Annotated in this window: 15 protein-coding genes; 3 read left to right on the top strand and 12 right to left on the bottom strand. The window is 72.2% G+C overall.

Annotation, left to right across the window (positions count from 1 at the left end):
• Positions 1-73: 73 nt before the first annotated feature.
• Complete coding sequence (locus Sri02f_RS33995) at positions 74-796, bottom strand: FadR/GntR family transcriptional regulator (protein ID WP_109005175.1); 723 nt, start codon at positions 794-796, stop codon at positions 74-76.
• 499 nt (positions 797-1295) lie between these two features.
• On the opposite strand from Sri02f_RS33995, the gene Sri02f_RS34000 reads away from it, so the two are divergent.
• A complete protein-coding gene (locus Sri02f_RS34000) occupies positions 1296-2708 on the top strand; it encodes an alpha/beta hydrolase (RefSeq protein WP_109005176.1) in 1413 nt (470 codons plus the stop codon).
• Positions 2709-2742: 34 nt separating this feature from the next.
• Here the strand turns inward: Sri02f_RS34000 and Sri02f_RS34005 are convergent, their stop codons facing one another.
• The 4 genes from Sri02f_RS34005 to Sri02f_RS34020 form a co-directional block, all read right to left on the bottom strand.
• Entirely contained in the window at positions 2743-3252 is a 510-nt protein-coding gene (locus Sri02f_RS34005) for a carboxymuconolactone decarboxylase family protein (protein ID WP_109005177.1), read from the bottom strand.
• 168 nt (positions 3253-3420) lie between these two features.
• Positions 3421-4431, bottom strand: a complete 1011-nt coding sequence (meaB, locus tag Sri02f_RS34010) for a methylmalonyl Co-A mutase-associated GTPase MeaB (protein WP_109005178.1) — start codon at positions 4429-4431, stop codon at positions 3421-3423.
• A gap of 5 nt (positions 4432-4436) precedes the next feature.
• Positions 4437-6611, bottom strand: coding sequence for a methylmalonyl-CoA mutase (gene scpA / locus Sri02f_RS34015; RefSeq protein WP_109005179.1), 2175 nt, complete (start codon positions 6609-6611; stop codon positions 4437-4439).
• Positions 6611-8422 (bottom strand): methylmalonyl-CoA mutase subunit beta, encoded by a 1812-nt coding sequence (locus tag Sri02f_RS34020; RefSeq protein ID WP_109005180.1) that lies wholly within the window; start codon positions 8420-8422, stop codon positions 6611-6613. The genes scpA and Sri02f_RS34020 overlap by 1 nt, the downstream gene beginning before the upstream one ends.
• A 177-nt stretch (positions 8423-8599) precedes the next feature.
• On the opposite strand from Sri02f_RS34020, the gene Sri02f_RS34025 reads away from it, so the two are divergent.
• Positions 8600-8947: a VOC family protein gene (locus Sri02f_RS34025; protein ID WP_109005181.1), complete on the top strand. Its 348-nt coding sequence runs from the start codon at positions 8600-8602 to the stop codon at positions 8945-8947.
• A 75-nt stretch (positions 8948-9022) separates the two neighbouring features.
• On the top strand, positions 9023-9529 hold the full coding sequence (locus Sri02f_RS34030) for a GNAT family N-acetyltransferase (RefSeq protein ID WP_109005182.1): 507 nt from the start codon (positions 9023-9025) through the stop codon (positions 9527-9529).
• Positions 9530-9578: 49 nt separating this feature from the next.
• On the opposite strand, the gene Sri02f_RS34035 is transcribed toward Sri02f_RS34030, so the two are convergent.
• From Sri02f_RS34035 to Sri02f_RS34065, 7 genes are all read right to left on the bottom strand, one after another.
• Positions 9579-9986 carry a DUF3224 domain-containing protein gene (locus Sri02f_RS34035; protein ID WP_109005183.1) on the bottom strand — a complete coding sequence of 136 codons (408 nt, stop codon included), beginning with the start codon at positions 9984-9986 and terminating at the stop codon, positions 9579-9581.
• 118 nt (positions 9987-10104) lie between these two features.
• On the bottom strand, positions 10105-10833 hold the full coding sequence (locus tag Sri02f_RS34040; RefSeq protein ID WP_109005204.1) for a hypothetical protein: 729 nt from the start codon (positions 10831-10833) through the stop codon (positions 10105-10107).
• A gap of 214 nt (positions 10834-11047) precedes the next feature.
• Positions 11048-11479 carry a GvpU-like protein gene (locus tag Sri02f_RS34045; protein WP_109005184.1) on the bottom strand — a complete coding sequence of 144 codons (432 nt, stop codon included), beginning with the start codon at positions 11477-11479 and terminating at the stop codon, positions 11048-11050.
• Between the two features lie 106 nt (positions 11480-11585).
• Positions 11586-12809 (bottom strand): PP2C family protein-serine/threonine phosphatase, encoded by a 1224-nt coding sequence (locus Sri02f_RS34050; RefSeq protein ID WP_109005205.1) that lies wholly within the window; start codon positions 12807-12809, stop codon positions 11586-11588.
• Positions 12810-13022: 213 nt separating this feature from the next.
• Positions 13023-13472, bottom strand: a complete 450-nt coding sequence (locus tag Sri02f_RS34055) for a response regulator (protein ID WP_109005185.1) — start codon at positions 13470-13472, stop codon at positions 13023-13025.
• Position 13473: 1 nt separating this feature from the next.
• Positions 13474-15048, bottom strand: coding sequence for a sensor histidine kinase (locus Sri02f_RS34060; RefSeq protein WP_109005206.1), 1575 nt, complete (start codon positions 15046-15048; stop codon positions 13474-13476).
• 109 nt (positions 15049-15157) lie between these two features.
• On the bottom strand, positions 15158-16381 hold the full coding sequence (locus tag Sri02f_RS34065; RefSeq protein ID WP_109005207.1) for a PP2C family protein-serine/threonine phosphatase: 1224 nt from the start codon (positions 16379-16381) through the stop codon (positions 15158-15160).
• Positions 16382-16553: the final 172 nt, after the last annotated feature.

The following is a 16553-nucleotide window of genomic DNA, read 5'->3' on the forward strand; positions in this document are numbered from 1 at the left end:
TGGGCCGACGGGAGCCCCGGACGGCCGACGGCCGCGGCCGCCTCGTCACCTCCGGTCGGTCACCTACGGTCGGTCACCTCCGGTCGGTCGTCTCCGGCGGGAGGGGCCGCAGTGAACGCAGATGTTCCTTCAAGGCCTGCGCGGTGTTGCTGACGTGCATCAGCGCGGCGGCCTGGCTGAGGGCGCTGTCGCGGGTGGTGAGCGCCGCGTAGATCGCCTCGTGCTCGGCGAGGGTCCGGCCAGCCGCCTGGTCGTCGACCAGACCGCGCCATATGCGCGCCCGCAGCGTGCGGCCCGAGACGCCCTCCAGCAGGGTCAGCAGGCTTTCGTTGCCGGTCGCGGCGACGACCGCGCGGTGGAAGGCCGCGTCGTGCACGTTGAGCAGTTCGACGTCGTCGCGGGCCTCGCGCATGGCGTCCAAGTGGCTTTTGACCTCGGCCAGTTGGTCGTCGGAGATGCGGGTGGCGGCCAGTGCGGTGGCGGCCGGTTCGAGAAGCCGGCGCACCTCCATGAGGTCCTGGAGGGCCGCGGAGTCGCCCTGCAGCAGCTCGACCGCCCCGCCCAGTCCCGCCAGCAGCAGACTCGGCTGCAGACTGGTGACATAGGTGCCGTCGCCCCGGCGGACCTCCAGGATCCGCGCCACGGCCAGCGCCTTGACCGCCTCGCGGGCGAGATTGCGGGACAGGCCCAACTGGGCGGCCAGATCCGGTTCCGGTGGCAGCTTCGATCCCGGCGGCAGGGCGCCGGTGCGGATCAGCTCACGGATCCGCTCGATGGCCTTGTCCGTCAGAGACACCGCGCATTCCTCCCCGACCGTTCGCCCGGAGGCCGTCGGGCACGGGCCGTCCGTCGCGTTCCACGTTCCGCCCGACCTGTTCGCGAGTCCGCATGCCGAGAGTGGCATTGATGATACGGGGCCGTGGTGCGGAGGGAGACGATCGCGGCGGCCGCGGACGTCACCCGCAGGCGCACTGTTGCGGACCTCGTCGGACCCATCGGACCGCATCGGACATTGACGACTTCAACGGCCAATGTGCTTCAACGGGCCGCAGTGTGCTTCAAGGGCTGCAATGCGCCTCAACAGGCCGCAATGTGCCTCAACGGACGTCGACCCGCAGACCCGTAGACCCGCCGCCTGCTGGCCCGCTGCCCGCAGACCCGCCGCCCGCTGGTCCAATGTTGTGCAGTGCGTTGACGGTCGCCAGAAAAGTGCCCTACATTCCTCGGCAGCTTCCTTCAGTGCACTGAGCATTTGCCCGGCCCCCGCCCCACCCCCCCCACCAGGAGCCGCCACCATGCCCGCAGCCACCCGCCGTCCCCGCGCCTCCCGCACCCGTCTGCGCATCGCGCTGGCCGCGCTCGCCTCCGCGGCCCTCGTCACCCTCCCCCTGCCCGCCGCTCAGGCGGACGCGACGGACACCGGGCGCCTGACCGGCACGCTCCCGGACGGCGCCACCTGGATCGCCGACGTCCCCGACCACTGGAACGGCACCCTGCTGCTGTTCAGTCACGGCTTCGGGCCCACCGTCGCCAGGAACGCCCCCACCGAGGCCGTACGCACCGAGTTGCTCGCCCAGGGGTATGCGATGGCCGGCTCGTCGTACGACCCCCATGGCTCCATGTGGGCGCTGGACAGCGCCGAACGGGACCAGTTCGCCGCCCTCGACGCCGTCACCGCGAAGATCGGCGCCCCCCGGCGCACGCTGGCCGTCGGCCAGTCCATGGGCGGGCTCGTCAACGCGCAGCTGGCCCGGGACGGCGGCGGCCGCATCGACGGCGCCCTCGGCCAGTGCGGTCTGGTGGCGGGCGCCACCGACCTGGACGACTACCAGCTGGACGCCGAGTACACGATCGCCCGACTGCTCCTGCCCGGGCAGGAGGTGCCGCTCGTGCGGTTCCGCGCCGCCGCCGAGGCCTCCGCCACCGCCGACCGGCTCACCAAGGCGGTCACCGACGCCCAGAGCACCCCGCAGGGGCGCGCCCGGATCGCGTTGGCGGCGGCCTTCCTCAACCTGCCCGCCTGGGCGCCCGGAGCGGACCGGCCCGCGCCGGACGACTGGGCGGGACAGCAGGAGCAGCAGTACGCGTGGTTCGCGCAGGGCATCCTGGCGTTCGTCGAGGGCGGCCGGTACGCCGTGGAGCAGTCCGTCGGCGGCAACAACTCCTGGAACCGCGGCGTGGACTACGCCCGCCTGCTCGCCGGCTCGGCACACGCGCCCCAGGTCCGTGCCCTCTACCGGGCCGCCGGCCTGGACCTGCGCGCGGATCTGCGCACCCTGACCGAGGGCGCCGCCGTCACCGCCGACCCCGCCGCCGTGCGCACCGCGGCGCGGACCTCCTCCGCGGGCCAGGGGCTCGACGTGCCGCTGCTCGACATCCACACCACCGCCGACAACCTGGTCCCGGTGGAACAGGAGCACCGCTTCGCCGCCCGCGTGCGCGCCTCCGGCGACGGAGCGCTCCTGCGACAGGCGTACGTCGAGCGCCAGGGCCACTGCGCGTTCACCACCGCCGAGACCGTGGCCGCCCTGCACGCGCTCGAACACCGCGTCAGCACGGGCCGCTGGGACGCCGTCGCGACCCCCGCCGCGCTCCAGCGGTCCGCCACGGCGCTCGGCCTGGACGGGGCCGCCTACGTCGCCTACCGCCCCGCGCCGCTGACGGTCGGCCGGGAGCGCCCGGAGCACCCCGCCCGGCCCGCCTCCTGACACGAGCAGGGCCTGCGAGCGGCGGGTGCGGGGTTCAGCCGGGGGCGTCCTCGCCCTCGGTGGTCACCTCGAAGGCGTTGAGGAAGGTGCAGACCATCTGATAGAAGCCGACCGTGAGCACCAGATCGGAGAGCTGCTCGACGGTGAGGAACGACAGTGCCCGCGCCCGGTCGGCCTCGGTGAGGCCGTGCCGCTCCAGCAGCCGGTCGGTCGACGAGAGGACCGCCGCCTGCTCCGCCGACAGCCCCTGCGTCGAACCGGTCCTCGCGGCGGCGACACCGGCCTCGTCGAGCCCGAGGCTCCGGCCGATCCTCTCGTGGTGGTGGATCTCGTAGGGCGCCCCGTAGACATGTCCGACGCGGAGAACGGCCAGCTCGCGCAACGGATGCGGGAGGGTGCCCCGGGAGATCGCGTCGCCCAACCGCACCAGGGCGGGAGCCAGGGCAGGCGAGTGGAACACCATGCGGTAGACGTTGAGGGCGGACCGCTCCTCGGCGATCTTCCGCGCGTCGGCGGGGAGCGCGGTCAGGTCGGGGTATTCCATGGCGTCGTCGGTCCTCTCCTCGGTACGGGGGCGTCATAGCGTGCCGGCTACTGCCGCGCTGTCCGGTGGCGCCCGGCGAGGTCGTCCAAGAGGCGCTCTCCCGCGCCGGGCGCCACCGGCACCAGGTGCGGCACCAGCTCGTCGAGCACCCCTACGGCGTCGCCGCCTTCACCGTGGATCCTCGACTCCGTGCCGGTCGCCGGGCGTGCCGAAGGCCTCCAGGATGCGCTCGGCGGCCAGCGTCGCGGTGAGCTCCCCGTCCCGGACTCGCTGTTCGAGGACCGGTGCGAGGGCCCGCACCGACGGGTCGGCGTGCAGACGGCCGAGGAGTTCGTCGCGGACCATGGTCCAGGTCCAGTCGACCTGCTGCTCACGCCGCTTGGCGGCGAGGCGGCCGGTGGAGTCCAGCAGCATGCGATGCTGCTCCAGGCGCTCCCACACGGTGTCCAGGCCCGCGGACTCCCGGGCGCTGCAGCTCAGTACGGGCGGTGACCATGCCGCGTCCCTGCCGTGCATCAGGCGCAGCGCGCCCGCCAGTTCGCGTGCGGCGGCGCGCGCGTCCCGCTCGTGCGGGCCGTCCGCCTTGTTGACGGCGATCACGTCGGCCAGTTCCAGGACGCCCTTCTTGATGCCCTGCAGCTGGTCGCCGGTGCGGGCGAGGGTGAGCAGCAGAAAGGAGTCGACCATGTCGGCCACCGCCGTCTCGGACTGGCCGACGCCGACCGTCTCGACGAGGACGACGTCGTAGCCGGCCGCCTCCATCACCACGATGGACTCCCGTGTCGCCTTGGCGACCCCGCCGAGGGTGCCGGCGGTGGGGGAGGGCCGTACGAAGGCCGCCGGATCGACGGCCAGGCGCTCCATCCGGGTCTTGTCGCCGAGGATCGAACCGCCCGTGCGGCTCGACGACGGGTCCACCGCCAGCACCGCCACCCGATGCCCGAGCGAGGTCAGCATCGTGCCGAACGCGTCGATGAACGTCGACTTGCCCACGCCCGGCACCCCGCTGACGCCGATCCGCCGGGCCCGGCCGCTGTGCGGCAGCAGCGCGGTCAGCAACTCCTGCGCCAGCGACCGGTGCTGGGGACGGGTGGACTCCACGAGGGTGATCGCACGGGCGACCGTCGCCCGCTTGCCGTCGAGGACGCCCTTCACATAGGTGTCGAGGTCGATCGCCATGGGCTTCAGAGGTCGTGCCCGAGGTTGTCGGACAGCCGCTCGACGAGGTCGTGCGCGGCGTCCGGGATGACCGTGCCCGGCGGGAAGACGGCCGCCGCGCCCATTTCCAGGAGCGTGGGCACGTCCTGCGGCGGGATGACGCCGCCGACGACGATCATGATGTCCTCGCGTCCCTCCTCGGCCAGCTGCTCGCGCAGTGCCGGCACGAGGGTGAGGTGTCCGGCGGCCAGCGAGGACACCCCGACGATGTGCACGTCGGCCTCGACGGCCTGACGGGCCACCTCGCCCGGGGTCTGGAACAGCGGGCCGACGTCCACGTCGAAGCCGAGGTCGGCGAAGGCGGTCGCGATCACCTTCTGGCCGCGGTCGTGCCCGTCCTGGCCCATCTTGGCGACCAGGATGCGCGGGCGGCGGCCCTCGGCCTCCTCGAACGCGGACACCAGCTCGCGGGTGCGGTCCACGGACGGGGACTCCCCTGCTTCGTTGCGGTACACGCCGGAGATGGTACGGATCTGGCTCGCGTGGCGCCCGTACACCTTCTCCAGGGCGTCCGAGATCTCGCCGACGGTGGCCTTCGCGCGGGCCGCGTTCACGGCCAGCTCCAGCAGGTTGCCCTCGCCCCCGGCGGCCCGGGTCAGCGCGTCGAGCGCGTCCCGGCACGCGACGTCGTCGCGCTCCTCGCGCAGCCGCCGCAGCTTCTCGATCTGCTGGGTGCGCACGGAGGAGTTGTCGACCTTGAGGACGTCGATCTGCTCGTCGGTGTCCACCCGGTACTTGTTGACGCCGATCACCGGCTGACGGCCGGAGTCGATGCGGGCCTGCGTCCGCGCGGCGGCCTCCTCGATGCGCAGCTTCGGAATGCCCGCGTCGATGGCCTTGGCCATGCCGCCCGCCTGCTCGACCTCCTGGATGTGCTGCCAGGCCCGGCGGGCCAGGTCGTACGTCAGCTTCTCCACGTACGCGCTGCCGCCCCAGGGGTCGATGGTCCGGGTGGTGCCGGACTCCTGCTGGATCAGCAGCTGGGTGTTGCGGGCGATGCGCGCCGAGAAGTCGGTCGGCAGCGCCAGCGCCTCGTCGAGGGCGTTGGTGTGCAGCGACTGGGTGTGGCCCTGCGTCGCCGCCATCGCCTCGACGCAGGTGCGCGTGACATTGTTGAAGACGTCCTGCGCGGTCAGCGACCAGCCCGAGGTCTGCGAATGGGTGCGCAGCGACAGCGACTTGCTGTTCTGCGGATCGAACTGCCTCACCAGCTTCGCCCACAGCAGCCGCGCCGCCCGCAGCTTGGCGACCTCCATGAAGAAGTTCATGCCGATCGCCCAGAAGAAGGACAGCCGCGGCGCGAACGCGTCGACGTCGAGGCCCGCTTCACGGCCGGCGCGGATGTACTCCACGCCGTCGGCGAGGGTGTACGCCAGCTCCAGGTCGGCCGTCGCGCCCGCCTCCTGGATGTGGTAGCCGGAGATGGAGATGGAGTTGTAGCGCGGCATCCGCTGCGAGGTGTAGGCGAAGATGTCGGAGATGATCCGCATCGACGGCTTCGGCGGATAGATGTAGGTGTTGCGGACCATGAACTCCTTGAGGATGTCGTTCTGGATGGTCCCGGCCAGCTTCTCGGGCGGCACGCCCTGTTCCTCCGCGGCGACGATGTACAGCGCCAGCACCGGCAGCACGGCGCCGTTCATCGTCATCGACACGGTCATCTTGTCCAGCGGAATGCCGTCGAACAGCTGCCGCATGTCGTAGATCGAGTCGATCGCCACGCCCGCCATGCCGACGTCGCCGGTCACCCGCGGGTGGTCGCTGTCGTAGCCGCGGTGCGTGGGCAGGTCGAAGGCGACCGACAGGCCCTTCTGACCGGCCGCGAGGTTGCGGCGGTAGAAGGCGTTGGACTCCTCGGCGGTGGAGAAGCCGGCGTACTGGCGGATGGTCCACGGCTGGTTGACGTACATCGTGGGGTACGGACCGCGCAGATACGGCGCGACGCCCGGATAGGTGCCCAGGAAGTCCAGGCCCTCCAGATCCTGCTCCGTGTACAGCGGCTTGACCCGGATGCCCTCCGGGGTCTCCCAGAGCAGGTCGTCCCCGCCCGCCGCCTTCTTCACGGCCGTGCGCCATTCGTCGGCGCCGCCCTCGGCGGCCGGGGTCCCCAGCTCGATCCCGGAGAAGTCGGGGATACCCATCAGGACACAACTCCCATGCGGTCGAGGGTGGCGGACAGCACGGCGACGGCGTCACAGCCCGCGAACACATACGCGTCGACGCCGGAGTACGACGCCGGACGCCCGGCGAGGAACACGTGCGCGGCGCCCGCGGCCCGCAGCCGCGCGGCCTCCGCCTCGGCCTGCTCCTCGTACAGCGCGTCGCTGGAGCACAGGCACACCTCGGTGGCGCCGCTGTCCTCGAAGACGCCCTCGGTGACCGGCTCGACGCCGCCCGCCTGGAACAGGTTGGCGGCGAACGTCAGCCGCGCGGTGTGCGCGGCGGCCGGGCCGATCGCCGCCAGGTAGATCCGCGGCCGGGCGCCGGTCGCCGCGAGATGGGCGTCGGAGCGCGCCCGCAGCGCCTCGTAGGCCTCGTCGCGACGCACCCTCGGCAGCCCGCCGGAGCGCGGCTCGGGCTTGCTCTCGCGCACGACCGGCTTCTCGGCGAGGAACGGGAACTCGCTGACGCCGGTGATGGGTTCACGCCGCTTGGCGAGCTTGCCGCTCCGGGCCTGCCAGGTGTCGGCCAGGGACTGCCGCAGACGGCCCGAGCGCAGGACGGCCGCCTGGCCGCCGTCGCGCTCGATCCCCTGGAAGAACTCCCAGCCCGCGTGGGCCAGTTCGTCCGTCAGCCGTTCCACGTACCAGGAGCCCCCGGCCGGGTCGATCACCCGGGCCAGGTGGGACTCCTCGATGAGGATCGTGGAGGTGTTGCGGGCGATGCGCCGCGCGAACGCGTCCGGCAGCCCGAGCGCGTCGTCGAAGGGCAGCACGGTGACGGCGTCCGCGCCGCCCGCCCCCGCCGCCAGCGTGGCGATGGTGGTGCGCAGCATGTTCACCCAGGGGTCGCGCCGCGACATCATCACCGAAGAGGTCACGGCGTGCTGGAGCTGTGCGCCGGCGCCCGGAGCCCCGCACGCCTCGGCGACCCTGGCCCACAGCCGGCGCGCGGCCCGCAGCTTGGCGATCGTCAGGAACTGGTCCGCGGTCGCCGCATACCGGAACTCCAGCTGCCGACAGGCCTGTTCGACGCTCAGCCCGGCCGCCGTCAGCTCCCGCAGATACGCCACACCGGTCGCCAGCGAGGCGCCCAGCTCCTGCGCCGCCGAGCCGCCCGCCTCGTGGTAGGGCAGCGCGTCCACCGTCAGCGCCCGCAGCCCCGGATACTCCTCGGCGCACAGCCGGGCGAGACCGGCCGACTGGGCGAACTCGACCGCCCGGCCCGTGCGGGCCTCATGGCCGAGCGGATCCGCGCCCAGGTTGCCGCGCGCCGCCTCCGCGGCGACGCCCCGCTCCCTGTACAGCCGCAGCAACTCCCGTGCGGCGGGCTCCACTTCGGCACCCGGGTCGAGGACGACGGGCGCCAGGTCGAGAAGGACGCCGTCGAGGACCCGTTCGAGCGAGGCCGCGGGGATGCCTCCCTCGCCGACGACCAGCCAGAGGGAGGTGACGCCGTTCTCCAGGTCCGCGAGCACGGCGCCGCCGTCGGCGGCCGCGTGCCGCTGCCGTACGTCCCACCCCCCGGCGGTGTTCCCCTCCGGCCTGCCGCCCCGCACATACGGAGCGAACCCGGGGTAGCCCGGCTCGGGCGCGCGATCGTGCGCGGTGTAGAGGGGACGGGTGCGCAGCCCGTCCTCCAGCGCGGTGGACAGGGCTTCCTCGGCTTGAGCGTCCTCGACGTCCTTGCCCGACTTGCGCAGCACGCCCGCGATGAGGCGCTGCCACTGCTCGTGGGTGGCGTCAGGGAACTCGCCGGCCAGCTCAAGCCCGTCGTCAGGCAGGACCGTCATGCTCGGATGCTAGGCCAGATACGGAGAGGAACAGGAGAGGGCATGGCTGTGACCTTTCCCTCCCGGGCATTGTGACCTGGCCCTCGCCGTGCCGTCCGCGACCGGAGACGGCCCCCGGCGCGGGACCTGTAGTACTCATGGAGGGTCCCATGGATCCGCCGCCACCTGGAGTCCTCGATGACCGTTCGCCGTGTCGTGCCCGTCCTCCGCTCGGACACCGTGCGGGAGAGCCGTGAGTTCTACGGCCTGCTGGGCTTCGAGGAGGTCATGAACCATGGCTGGATCATGACCCTCGCCCCGCCCTCCGCGCCCGCGGCCCAGATCAGTTTCATGACGGCCGACCGGACCGCGCCGCTCACACCGGACCTGAGCGTGGAGGTGGACGACGTGGACGCGGCCTATGCGCTCGTGCGGGACAGCGGCGCGGAGATCGTGCATCCCCTGCAGGACGAGGAGTGGGGCGTACGGCGGTTCTTCGTCCGCGACCCCGGCGGCCGGGTCGTCAATGTGCTCAGCCACCGTTGACACCGTCGCGCCCGGGGCGCAGGCCCCGGCACATAACCGGACGGCCTGCGCGCGGCAGCCGGGTACCGTGGGGCGGTGCCCGTGCTGACGCTGCTGCATGCCGACCACGCCCCCGCGGTCCTGGCCTTCGAGCTGGCCAACCGCGCCTACTTCGCCGCCTCGGTCAGCGACCGGGGCGACGAGTTCTTCGACCGCTATGCCGACCGCCACCGCGCCCTGCTGGCCGAGCAGGCGGCCGCAGTCTGCGCCTTCTACGTGCTGGTGGCCGAGGACGGCACGGTTCTGGGCCGCTTCAACCTGTACGACGTCGAGGACGGCGTGGCCGTACTCGGCTACCGGGTCGCGCAGCATGTCACCGGCCGGGGCGTGGCGACGGCGGCCGTGGAGGAGCTGTGCCGGCTGGCGCCGGCGCGCCACGGACTGCGCACGCTGCGGGCGGCCGCGGCGGACGAGAACGCGGCGTCCCGGAAGGTGCTGGTGAAGGCCGGGTTCGTCCCGGCCGGGCCGGCCGATCCGGCCGACGTGGGCGGTCAGCAGGGCACCTGGTACCGGCGCGATCTGGTACCGCTGCCACAGGCATGAGCCCGCGGCCGGTCAGGTTTGCCGGAGGCCGCCCGGCCGACGCGCCGGGTCAGTGAGCGAGCCGGTAGTCGAACCAGATCCGGTGCGTGCCGTCCGAGTCGACCGTGATGCCTCCGGTGCCCGTGATCCCGGCCAGTTCGCCCGTTCCGCTGCCCGGGACGACGACGAAGTACTCGCCCTCCCGGCTGTCGCCCACGGTCGACGCGGCGTGCGCGAAGTTGAAGGAGCCCGCCCGCCCCCGCAGGGTCCCTTCGAAGGACTCCATGGCGACATAGGTTCCCGTGGCGGTGGCCTGATCGTAGGCGGCGGTGAACAACGTGGCCGAACGGCCGGCGACCTCGCCCTCGTACGACTTGGTCATGGTGGCCACCCCGACCGGCGTCCCGGTCTCGATCGGGGGGCTCGGCACCTGAGCCGGTGTGAAGTCGGCGACTGTGAACGTTCCTGAAGCTCGCATGCCCGGATCGTAGGGCGCACCACTGACATCGACGCCGGGCGGCGCGGGCGGGGGCATGTCGAATGCCCCTCGTCCCAGCCGAAGTACCGCTTCGTGAGGTGACGTCACCGGGCAGGTGTCATGCGTCGGCGGTGGCGGGCTCCTTCTCGGCCTGCGCGGGCGCCTTCGCCTCCGATGCGTCGGCTGCCGTGTAGAACACGGATGACCCCTGCTTGGTGCGCTGCGCCTGGGCTTTGGCGACGAGACCTTCCAGGGTGGTGCGGATCACGGTGATCTTGACGCTGCGCTCCGGGTGCGTCTCGCCGAGGGAGGTCGCGATCTCGGCTGCCGAACGGGGCTCGCTCTGCTGGGCGAGATGACCGCGGACCAGTTCGACCAGGGTCGGCTGCGCCGTCTTCGGCGCTTCCTTCTGCGCGGTCTCCTTCTGTGCCGTGTCCTTCTTCGTGCCGTCGTTCTTCGCGGTGCCCTTCTTCGCGGCGGCGCGCTTGCGGGCGCCGGGCTTCTCCGCCGAACGGCTGGGCTGCGCGGCGGCCTTCTTCGGCTGGACCCGCTTACGGGCGCCCGACGCGACGGCTGACTTCTTGCGGGGGGCGGGCACCGTGACGCTCCCGGCGGGCTCGACCGCGCCGACGGGCTCGGCCGTCCTGAGCGGCGCCGGCGCCGAGTCGATGGCCTGCTGGATGCTGACCAGCACACCGTGGTCCCGTTCCAGTGCGGCCAACTGCTCCTGGAGGGCGGTGATTTCCGCGCTGAGTCGTTCCTGTTCCTTGGTGTTGCGTTCGAGGTCGGCGGTCACCTGAGCGGTGTACTGAGAGGTGAGTTCGTTGGTGGAAGCGTTCTCGGACATGAAGCACACGACCTTTCCTCGACGGGAGGCAGCAGACGAACGGGCCTGCCCCAGTTGCCGCCCCGGCGGGATGTCGCCCCGGCGGACCGATGCCCACCGGTATGCGGCGACAGTTCCCCGAGTACGGCACTGCTGGAGAGATAGTACGGACAACTGGAGTAAATGGTTCCTCGAGTGTGCCGCAGGAGTGCTCCGTTCGAAGGCTGCCGCACCCTCAGGCCGGCTTGCCCAGCGACCAGCCCGCCACGTCGGCCAGCCGCCCGCGCCACAGGGGCATGACGACGGGCCTGCCCGTGCCGGCGGCGACGGTGGCGTCACGCAGATGGATCCACTGGGGAAGCCGTTGCGGGCCGGGGCGCCCCTGCCTGTCGGCGACGGCCTGGTCCACCTCTTCGGGGAAGTGCTTCAGGAGTTGTGCGCCGGGCCCGTCGAAACTGCGCAGGCTGCGCGCCCACTCCGCCGTCCATGCCTCGTGCGAGATGAGGTCTCCGGAGAGGTGACCCCCTCCTACGGTGAGCGTGATCGGCAGGGCGGCGTCCGGGTCCTGCCCGATCAGCCGTACCAGCATCTGGAGTTGGACGTCCGGCGTCGGCTCGGTCACGACCGGAGCGGCCGGCTGGTGAAGGGGATCGTGTTCAGTGGTCATGACCAGCTGTCCTTATGACGTCGGGGGCGGGACGAACGTCTCCTTCCCGCACTGTTGGCGGGCATGTTGCCGGAGCCGGAGTCCGCTCCGCGGATTCGGTGGCCGGTCACAGCCGCAGGACGATCAGGGCGGTGTCGTCCGTGGTGCCGGTGGAGGGCAGCAGGTCGCTCAGGAGCGCGTCCGCCAGGGCCTCGGGAGGGCGGTGCCGGTGGTGGGTGAGGGAGTCGGAGAGGCGGGCCAGGCCCGTGTCGATGTCCTCGCCACGGCGCTCGATGAGACCGTCGGTGTACAGGACGAGCGTGCTGCCCTCGGTGAAGGTGAGGTGGGCCTGCGGGCGGGGGAGGTGTTCGGGGCGGGCGGCGAGCGGGGGGTCGGTCGCCTGGTCCAGGAAGGTGACGGCGCCGTCGGGGTGCACCAGGGCGGGCGGCGGATGACCGGCGCAGCTGTAGGTGATGGTGCGGCTTTGGCGGGCGATGAACGTCGTCACGACCGTCGTCGCCTCGGCGCCCTCGACGAAGCGCGCGTACAGGCCGAGGGCCTCCAGCGCCTCGGCCGGGCCGTCGGCGACGCGGCAGGCGGCGCTCAGGGCACTGCGCAGCTGGCCCATGGTGCAGGCGGCCGCCAGACCGTGGCCCACGACGTCGCCGACGGCGACCGCGAGGTTGTCGTCGGGCAGGTCGACCAGGTCGTACCAGTCGCCGCACACATTGAGCGCGCCGACGGCGGGCCGGTAGCGCACGGCTGCCTCGTGCGGCCCGGTCGGACCGGGCGCGGGCAGCATCGCCGCCTGCAGGGCCAGGGCGACCTCGCGCTCGCGGGCGTGCGCCCGGCGGAGGCGTTCGTTGACCTCCTGCAGTTCGCGGGCCCGGGTGTACAGCTCGGCCTCCAGCACTCGGCCCCGGGCGCCGCCGCCCCCGCGGGCGTGAATGAGCTCGGTGACCTCCTCCACCCGGTGCACCACCAGCGCCACCCGCCCGTCCGCGCCGTGGACGGGCGCGTTCACCGGACTCCAGTAGTGCTCCTGCCACACGCCGGGCCGCTGGGCGTCCTCGATGTCGTAGCGCAGGAGCGCCATCGTGTCGCGCTCGCCGGTGTCGACCACCCGCAGCATCGACTCCCGGGTCTCGCGCATGCCGGCCGCCGCCGGGTCGTTCGGGTTCTCGGGGAAGACGTCGAAGATGTACCGGCCCAGCAGCTGTTCACGGGTGCGCCCGGCCAGCCGGAGGAAGTCGTCGTTGGCGTCGGCGTACACCAGGTCCGGGGTGAGCAGAGCCACCATGCCGGGCAGGGCCCGGAAGACCGCCGCATAGTCGATCCGCGGTTCCGCCATGTCCTGCCCGCCTGCCTGGGTACCGAGCGACACTGTGCGTTTCCACCATAGAAGGGACGACGCCTCCGTACCTGGTGATCGGGTCCCCGCCACCCCGAAGTCCCCGGCCGGGCTCCTGTCCGAGACGCCGCGTTCCTCGAATCCCGGGAACTCCGGGAACTCGGGGAACCTCGGGAACTCGGGGGAGCGGGTGTTCGCCCCGGGAACGCGGGTTCAGGCGCCGCTGCGGGGCAGGCGTACGACCTGCACGAAGAAGTCGTCGATCTGGCGGACCGCGGCGATGAACTGGTCGAGGTCGACGGGCTTGGTGACATAGGCGTTGGCGTGCAGCCGGTAGCTGCGCAGAATGTCCTCCTCGGCCGCCGAGGTGGTGAGGACGACCACGGGGATGTGCGAGAGGTCCGGGTCCGACTTGATCGTCTCCAGCACCTGGCGGCCGTCGTACTTGGGCAGGTTGAGGTCCAGGAGGATGAGGTCGGGCCGAGGCGCGTCCGGGTGCCCGGCGCGCCGGTAGAGGAAGTCGAGCGCCTCTTCGCCGTCGCGCACCACGTGCAGGGTGTTGCCGATCTTGTTGTGCTCGAACGCCTCGCGCGTCATGAGCTCGTCGCCGGGGTCGTCCTCGACGAGGAGGACGTCGATGGGGGTGGCGGAGGGGAGGGGCATGTCAGGCCTTCTTGTCGGTGTGCGCGTCGGCGGCGGCCGTTGTCGGGGCGGTCCTGGGGGCGTCGGTGGGGGAGGCCGTGGCGGTGGCGGAGGGGAGGGTGAAGCAGAAGCGGGTGCCCTCGGTGTGGTCGGTGTCGAGCCAGATCCTGCCGCCGTGGTACTCGACGATCTTCTTGCACAGGGCGAGGCCGATGCCGGTGCCTCCGTAGGCGTCCCGGCCGTGCAGCCGCTGGAAGATGACGAAGACCTTCTCCGCGAACTGTGCCGGGATGCCGATGCCGTTGTCGCCGACGGACAGCCGCCAGTCGTCCGGGGTCTCGGGATCGGGCTCACAGGTGATGACCACGTGCGGGGCGCGGTCCGGGTGACGGAACTTGAGCGCGTTGCCGGCCAGGTTCTGCCACAGCATGGCGAGCAGCGTCGGGTCGCCGACGACCTCGGGCAGGTGTTCCGGCCGGTCGACACGGGCGCCGGACTCCTCGACGGCGGCCGCGAGGTTGGTCAGCGCCTTGTCGAGCGTCTGGTCGAGGGCGACGGGCAGCTGGGCGTCGTTGACGCGCCCGACCCGGGAGAAGGTGAGCAGGTCGTTGATGAGGATCTGCATGCGCTTGGCGCCGTCGACGGCGAAGTCGATGTACTGCAGGCCCCGGTCGTCGAGCTTGTCGCCGTACCGCTTCTCCAGGAGCTGGCAGAAGGAGGCGACCTTGCGCAGCGGCTCCTGCAGATCGTGCGAGGCGACATAGGCGAACTGCTCCAACTCCGCGTTAGAGCGCCGCAGTTCGACGGCCTGGGCGTCCAGGTCGGCGGCCTGCTGGGTCAGCGCGTCCCGCTGGCGGCGGGAGGCTTCCAGTTCAGCGACGATTCTCTGGCGCATGCCCTCGACGTCCGCTGCCACCGCGGCCAGGTCCGTCGGCCCGTCGGCGCTGATGACATGGCCGAAGTCGCCGTCGGCCACCAGCCGGGACGCCCTGCGCAGCGCTTCCAGCGGGCGGGTCACGAGCATGCGGACGAGGACCGCGAGGGCGAGCCCCGTCAGCAGGAAGACGGCCACCATGCCGCTCAGGACGAGGTTGCGCACCTCGCGCTCGTGCGACAGTTTGGCCCGGCCTTCGCGGACGGCTCGGGCCAGGTCCGCGTTCTGGTTCGTCCATAGGGCGCGGAGGTGGTCGAAGGACTCCTTGCCGCGGTCGGCGGTGCGCTGGTCGACCGGTCGGGGCCGGCCCGGGACGACCGAGGCGACGAGCGGTTCGGCGTAGTCGCTCCGCCAGTCCGCGGCGCTCTGCTCGACCGCCTCCAGGTCGGCGAGGAGCGCGGGGCGGTCGACGACCAGGGCGCGCAGTCGGGCCGCCGCCTCCGTCTCCTCGCGCTTGCCTCGGGTGTAGGGCTCCAGGAACTGCCGGTCGGCGGCGCCCGCGTACCCCCGGACCCCGGTCTCCTGGTTCACCAGGGCCGCCTGCAGCCGGTACGCCTCGGTCTGCGCCGGCTGGATCCGCTGGAGGAGCTGGTCGCTCACCTGGGCCGTGCGGCCCAGCATGTTCGCGCCCACCACGGTGCCGACCACCACCACCAGCATCATCAGCGCCAGGACCAGGTAGAACCAGCTCTGCACCGTGAGCCGGCGCCCCGTCCAGGTCCTGGCCGTCACGTCCGTCGTCCTTCGTTGCGACACCGCTCGCCCCACTCGTTCAGTTCCAGCTCAGGTGGACCAGAGCCACGTCGTCGGCCAGGCCGCCCTGCGACTCGGCCAGGGCCCCGACCCGCTCGATCAGCCGGTCCACGAACGGCTCGGGCGCCAGACCGGCCCCCTCCCGGGCCAGGGCCAGCAGCCCGGCCTCACCGAGTCGCTCGGCGCCGCGGCCGACGTGCCCCTCGAACAGGCCGTCGGTGAAGAGCACCACGCCCGCACCCGCGGGCACCTCCAGCTCCGACACCGGCCAGTGCGCCCCGCCGGGTACGACGCCCAGCGCGGGACCGCCGGGCGGTTCCGCCCACTCGATCCCGCGGCCGGTGCGCAGCAGCAGGCCGTGGTGGCCGGCCCGCACCAGCCGGGCGCGTTCCTCTCCCGGCACGGCGGTGAGACTGACGAGCGTCGCGAAGACGTCGCCGCGGGCGCGCTCCGCCAGCAGGATCTCCTCCAACCGCTCCACCTGCTCGGCGCCGGTGACGCCGCAGAACACCAGGGTGCGCCAGGCGATCCGCAGGGCGACGCCCAGGGCCGCCTCGTCCGGACCGTGCCCGGAGACGTCCCCGACCAGTGCGTGCATCGTGCCGTCCGGACTCTGCACGATGTCGTAGAAGTCGCCGCCGAGCAGCGCCTGCGCCCGCCCGGGAAGATATCGGGCCACGACGTCGACGTCGTCGCCGCGCAGTAAGGGCCGTGGCAGCAGCCCGCGCTCCAGGCGGGCGTTCTCCTGTGCCTGCATCTGACTGGCCTGCAGTGCCACGGCGGCCTGCTCGCCCTGCTTGCGCTGTATCGCATAGCGCACCGCCCGCCCGAACAGCTCGGGCTCGACCCGCCCCTTGACCAGGTAGTCCTGCGCGCCGCCGGCGACCGCCGCGAGCCCGGTCAGCTCCTCGGCCAGTCCCGTGAGCACCACGATGGCCACCTGGTCGGCGTGCGCCTTGACGCGGGACACCGCCTCCAGGCCCTGGGCGTCCGGCAGGTGCAGGTCGAGCAGCACGCAGTCGGGTATCTCGGTCGCGAACACCTCGGCGGCCTCCGCCATCGAGCGCACCCACCGCAGACGCATCTTCAGCGCGCTGTCGGCGACCAGTTCCTCCACCAGCAGGGCGTCGGCCGGGTCGTCCTCGATCAGCAGAACCGACGGCTCCCACCACTCCCACTCGGCGACGCCGTTCCACTGCGCACCCGACGGCAGCTCCGCTTCCCCGGCGTGCGACGACATCATGGTCCCGACCTTCCCACCCATACGCGCCGCATTCCCCAACGTTATTGTCGAATGACAACAGTCGAGAGGATACCCGTACGGGTGAGCCGACCGGCTGCGGGCGCACGAAGGCCGCTGCGCCCTGCGGTCGGCCGCCTCCGGAAGGCCGGCAACTGCCCTGCCGCACAGGGTA

Origin of the sequence: Streptomyces rishiriensis (genome assembly GCF_003112535.1) — a bacterium.
Taxonomy (GTDB): Bacteria; Actinomycetota; Actinomycetes; order Streptomycetales; family Streptomycetaceae; genus Streptomyces; species Streptomyces rishiriensis.